This is a genomic window from Crocosphaera sp., assembly GCF_030064895.1.
Lineage (GTDB): Bacteria > Cyanobacteriota > Cyanobacteriia > Cyanobacteriales > Microcystaceae > Crocosphaera.
Genome location: NZ_JASJEB010000166.1, coordinates 1 through 5,783 on the forward strand (window position 1 = coordinate 1; position 5,783 = coordinate 5,783).

The following is a 5,783-nucleotide window of genomic DNA, read 5'->3' on the forward strand; positions in this document are numbered from 1 at the left end:
TAATCAAGTGAACTACCCCAACTAATTGCAAGCAATATAGTTGGGGCTTCCAGATTCATTGGGATGCGCTTTTTATCTCGAAAGATAACGAGTCTTACCTTCCCTCCACTGGCAGCCGCCCTGGTTCCCAAGGCAGATTACTGTTCACCACTTATCTAGGACTGATTTTTACCTGTTTTCCTCTGCTACGGTTGTTTTTCTAGTTGGCGTGGTTTTTGCCTCGTACATTGCCGTGCAACCTAAAACAGAACCGCCTAATCAGTAGGTTCAAGTTTTCTCGGTGCTATACTCTTATAGTAACCTTTTCATAAGAGTATGTCAAGACCCAAACGAGACAAAAAACTACAAGTAATGATGAACAACAAAGAGTATCAGGCATTGGCTGAGTATGCAGCTAACGTGGGACTAACTATGTCAGAAGTAATACGAGATTTTATCAAAGGACTCAATACTTATGAGTAAGTGGACGCTTTGCGGTTTTATTTATTGATTGGCATTCATCCCCACCTAAAATACTGGTATTTCTTTTAGAATTTATAGGTGGGGACTTCTGCCAATAATTTTGTTAAATTTCTCCTCGTATCTCTTCAATTACACCGTCACGAATGACAACTTCTACATTAAGTTTTTTGACTAAGTTTTCTCCTTTTTCAACACGGAAAAAACTCTCTAGTTGTCCTTGAACCACTTCTTGTTCTAACTCAACAGTTTGAACTTGCTGCATTTGTTGTAAAAATTGATTTTTTTGTTCTAAAAACTCGCTTTTTTTCTGATTAACTTGTAATTGAATATTATCAATTTGTTGGGTTGTTTCTGGTCCTGGAGGAGATACACTTTGCTTTTGGATCTCAGCAATGGCTCGTTGACCTTGCATTTCAATTTGTTGAATTTGGTTGTCAAGTTGACCGATTTGTGCTTGCAGTTGTTGCTGCATTTCTTCTTTCCAGCGAGTGGTGACAATCACCTTTAAGTTAACCGGGCGTTTCAGTAATAAGCTAGTGTTTGCGTCTTCCATAACTATTTTCTCCGTTGACTGATGGTTTTCAATGATTAAGATTCAAACATCCCGTTAATCATACCCTGATATCGTTCCGTGACTATAGGCCGTTTTATTTTCAAAGTTTGGGTCATCATGCCATTTTCAGAAGAAAAGGGTTCTAAAATGATTTCAAAAACTTTAATTTGGTCATCTGCACGATATCCCGGGCGGTTTTTCACTTCTCGTTTCAGTTCTTGTTTAAATAAGTCTTGAACTGGTTTTCCATAGAGATCACTGCTAATAATGGTTTCTCGGGTTGCGTCTTGTGGGGGGAAAGTAAGGTTAAGTTGTTGATTTTTACCCCATGTTTGCAATGCGTCTAAATTCGGTACAATTAAAGCCCCTAATGCTTTTTGATCTTGTCCTACTAACATCATTTGGTCAATATAAGGACTTCTGACGCAAGCATCTTCGATGGGTTGGGGTTCGATATTTTCGCCGTTATTCAAAACAATGGTATCTTTTGCCCGTCCAGTGATCACTAAATCATTCATGGGAGTGATCCAACCCAGGTCTCCACTATTAAACCATCCTTCGGGATCGATCGCTTTGGCAGTAGCTTCGGGTTTCTTGTAGTATCCTTGCATAACTTGAGGGCCACGAATGAGAACAACCCCTCGTTTTCCCTTGGGAACCGCTTCCCCAGTATCGAGATCGACGATCTTGATCTCTGTATGGGGAATAGGTTGACCAGAGGAACCCCGTAAATTATGACTATGAGTCCGCGCATTACTAACCGGGGAAGTTTCCGTGAGACCATAACCCACTAAAACGGGGACATTGATGATCTCGTAGAAGTCGTCTAAATGTTTGGCCAAAGAACCCCCACCACTCATTAATGTTTCAAAATTGCCCCCTAAACCGTCCCGAATCTTGCTATAGACGAGTTTATCCCCTAAACCGTGTAAAGGAGCGAGGAAGATAGTTTTAAGTTTGGCTATAAACCTATCTATGGCAGAAGCATCAAAGTGTTCTAAACTCATATTGTCAGCGATGCGTCGAGACAGAATAAAGTTTTGGGAAATATTGAAGAAAAACTGAGCTATTTTTTGTTGGGTAGGACTTTTTTCCCTCAGTTGCTTCTGTATCCCTTCATAAATAGAGTCCCAAAGACGGGGAACCCCCACCATGTGTTGGGGTTTAAATCGTTTAATATCGGTCTTAAAGTTGCGGATATTGGTGTAAATAAGGGTACACCCTTGGGAAAGCAGAAAATATTCTGCGCTGCGTTCGTAAGAGTGCCAAGATGGTAAGATACTAAGCACCTGATCCCCTACTTTGGGCTGAATCACAGCATCTAAATTTTTGACTTGATGCAAAAGATTACCGTGGGATAACATGGCACCTTTGGGTTGTCCTGTAGTTCCCGACGTATAGATTAAGGTAGCTAAGTCGCTGTCTTTTTTTGTGACTGGTTGTAAACTTTGTTTAGCACCTAGTTCCATCAATTGGGAAAAGTTGAGGGTTTTGATGGAATCGTCTGGGTTGGGGGTTTCGTCGCTGAGGAATATAATTAATTGTAGGGGTATTTCGTCGCAAAATGCGCGTATTTTGTCTAAGGTTTTCTGATTTTCGACAATGAGGGTACTACTATCACTATCTCTGACAATATAAGCTAATTCGTTCTTATCTGCTTGTGCCGATCTCACTGCATTGGCCGCCCCTGCTAACATCGATCCTTGATCAGCTATGAACCAACGGGGACTATTATCAGCGATCAAGCTAATTTTATCGTTTGGGTTCACCCCTAAAGCTTGCAATCCGGCGGCAAATTGTTGTATTTTCTCGTATAACTCAGCGTAGGTCAATTTAACAGCAGGTTTACTGTTGGGATCGTGTAGTGCGAGGATATCGGGGAATTTTTTGGCTGCGATCGCCCATACTTCAGTTAAGGCGGTTAAGTTAGCATATTCGGGAATATTAGCCATAGCAATAGCATTGATATTTTTAATGGTTTCACCCTATAGACTGACTAATGAGGGTGTTATTGTTCCCATATTAAGGCTTCAATGCTAGGGTTTGTCAGGGGAATAGTGACAGTTTTTGAATTGATCTACTCATCAATACATAACTGAGTTATTAGATTGAAGTCTCAATGCTTTGAAAACAACTCATCATATAGCATTAAAAAATAATTAGGATACATATATTTTTGTTTTAGGGAATAGGGAAATAGGCAAAAGAAACAAATAAAAATTCCTGAAATTAATAGGTAAGACTATAGCGCAAAATTGTTTTTTTTGTAATTTATTGTACTTTAGTCGTTATTTATTTACTTATTAAATAGATGAATAAATGCAGTAAGTTTTATCAACAATGATCATATTTTTATATAAGATATTGTCGTTAACGATAGGGTTTAAACAATTTATAAAAATTAAATTACTACAAAACATAATTACTCCCAATATCTTATTATCGCAAAAATTTGTGAACATTTAATCTGTTTTGCATTTAAACCTCATATCGTAAAGTTCAGCCATAAATTAGCAAACCTTTTCCCTGTCTGTTCTTCCCGCCGTCTCATCCTCAGTATATTATAGTAATTTAGATGCTTAACAGCTTATTTTTTAATCCCTAATCCTATCAAAATATAGCAATAATCCAATGATTAATAATTGTTGATTTTTCAAGCTCCTACCTTTTTTATAGAATATTCGCTATACTTCAAAGAAGCTATAAGTGAGTGAGTGCAATTTCTATGAAACATCAGAATAGACATAAACTATTTACAATTAATTACATACAATTACTAATTTTAAAGATAATTTATTTCAATAAAAAAGAAAATAATATTCCCCGTATTTTTGGTCACTTAAATCCTTTAATTATTGCAACTTTTGCCCTGATTATAGAAAGTTTATTATCAGTAATTCCTACTCAAGCTCAAATTATTCCTGATAATACATTAGGCAACGAAAATTCCCAAGTTACCCCCAATCAACTTATTAATGGTATTCCTAGTGAACTAATCCAAGGTGGTGCTATTCGTGGAAATAATTTGTTTCATAGTTTTTCTGAATTTAATATACAAGAAGGAACAGGTGCTTATTTTGCTAATCCTCAAGGTATTATTAATATTTTGGGCAGAGTTACAGGTAATAATCTTTCGGAGATTATGGGTACTTTAGGAGTTTTAGGTAATGGCAATCTTTTTCTTGTCAATCCTAACGGCATTATTTTTGGAGATAATGCACAATTAGATGTCAGAGGTTCTTTTTTTGCTACTACTTCAGACGGTTTTATTTTTGGTAATGGAGAGGAATTTAGTGCCACTAATCCAGGGGCAGCACCCTTATTAGTTGATAATACATCAGGAATTAATTTTAGTGGGTCTGGAAGGGCAAATATTACGGTTTCAGGGGACTTAGGAGTTCAACCCTTCATGAGTATGACTATTCACGGGGATATGGTCACTTTGAATGGTTCTGTAACTGCTTCTGGGGGAAATGTCTCACTGTTAGGGGAAACAGTTGCTTTAGTAGAAGAGGCAACCGTTGATGTTTCTAATAGTACCAAGGGTGGAACAGTTTTTATTGGGGGTGGTTTTGGGGGACGGGGAAATATTCCTACTGCACAAACTACTCTTATGGGGGAAAATGTAGTTATCAATGCAGATGGGATAGGAACAGGAGACGGGGGGAATGTTTCGGTTTGGTCTGAGAATAATACTAATTTTCAAGGAACAATTACTGCAAAAGGAGGAATATTAGGAGGAAATGGAGGGTTTATTGAAACTTCAGCAAGAGATAATTTAACTGTTAGTGGAACAGTTAATGCAAGTGCGGTTAATGGTGATGCAGGAACTTGGTTAATTGACCCAACAGATATAACTATTACCAATGGTGGTGGGGGAAATATTGGGGGAAGTACCGTTGATGTTGCTAATATTAATAGTGCTTTAAATGCTGGAACTAATGTGACTATCACTACTGATATTGGGGGCAATGATGAAGGAAATATTACTCAAAAAGCAGGTGCAGCAATTATTTGGAGTTCAGGAAGTTCTTTAACCTTAAATGCTAATAATAATATTACTTTAAATGATGAAATAAACTCTAGCTCTACCACTGGGGATGGAGGAAATATTACCTTAAATGCTGGTCAAGATATTAATACCCAATTACTTGACTCTGGGTTTTCAAGGAGTAGTGGAAAAGGAGGAGATATTACCTTAACTGCTCAAAGAAATATCATTACTCAAAGTATCGACTCTCGGTCTTTAAATAGTGGAAACATTCAATTAAAAGCGATAAATGGGGATATTCAAATAACAGGAACTGTGGACTCAAGCGTTTTTATAAATGGAACTGGACAAGCCGGAAATATTCAATTAGAAGCTACCAATGGGTCTATTAATTTATCGAGAGATATTTTTGCCGACTCTAGTTTTGGCAATGGAGGAAATATTACCTTAACTGCTGGTAAAGATATTAACACCCAATCTCTTAATTCTGGGTTTTCAGAAAGTTTTGGAAAAGGAGGAGATATTACCTTAAATGCTCAAGGAAATATCATTACTCAAAGTATCGACTCTCGGTCTTTAAATAGTGGAAATATTCAATTAAAAGCGATAAATGGGGATATTCAAATAACAGGAACTGTGGACTCAAGAGTTGTTGTAAATCGAATTGGACAAGCTGGAAATATTCAATTAGAAGCTACCAATGGGTCTATTAATTTATCGAGAGATATTTTTGCCGACTCTAGTTTTGGCAATGGAGGAAATATTACCTTAACTGCT

Annotated in this window: 4 protein-coding genes; 2 read left to right on the top strand and 2 right to left on the bottom strand. The window is 37.3% G+C overall.

Going from position 1 to position 5,783, the window contains the following annotated elements:
- Positions 1-315: 315 nt before the first annotated feature.
- Complete coding sequence (locus QNJ66_RS25470; protein WP_007312661.1) at positions 316-462, top strand: hypothetical protein; 147 nt, start codon at positions 316-318, stop codon at positions 460-462.
- 103 nt (positions 463-565) lie between these two features.
- On the opposite strand, the gene QNJ66_RS25475 is transcribed toward QNJ66_RS25470, so the two are convergent.
- Both QNJ66_RS25475 and QNJ66_RS25480 read right to left on the bottom strand, forming a co-directional pair.
- Positions 566-1,015: a YlqD family protein gene (locus tag QNJ66_RS25475; protein ID WP_300511467.1), complete on the bottom strand. Its 450-nt coding sequence runs from the start codon at positions 1,013-1,015 to the stop codon at positions 566-568.
- Between the two features lie 35 nt (positions 1,016-1,050).
- A complete protein-coding gene (locus QNJ66_RS25480; protein WP_300511468.1) occupies positions 1,051-2,967 on the bottom strand; it encodes a long-chain fatty acid--CoA ligase in 1,917 nt (638 codons plus the stop codon).
- A gap of 773 nt (positions 2,968-3,740) precedes the next feature.
- Between QNJ66_RS25480 and QNJ66_RS25485 the strand changes: the two genes are divergently transcribed.
- Positions 3,741-5,783: filamentous hemagglutinin N-terminal domain-containing protein (locus QNJ66_RS25485; RefSeq protein ID WP_300511469.1), on the top strand; the 2,043-nt coding region annotated here is incomplete at its 3' end.

Coding starts and splice junctions, on each gene's coding strand:
- QNJ66_RS25470 (WP_007312661.1), top strand. CDS start 316: ATGTCAAGACCCAAACGAGACAAAAAACTACAAGTAATGATGAACAAC.
- QNJ66_RS25475 (WP_300511467.1), bottom strand. CDS start 1,015: ATGGAAGACGCAAACACTAGCTTATTACTGAAACGCCCGGTTAACTTA.
- QNJ66_RS25480 (WP_300511468.1), bottom strand. CDS start 2,967: ATGGCTAATATTCCCGAATATGCTAACTTAACCGCCTTAACTGAAGTA.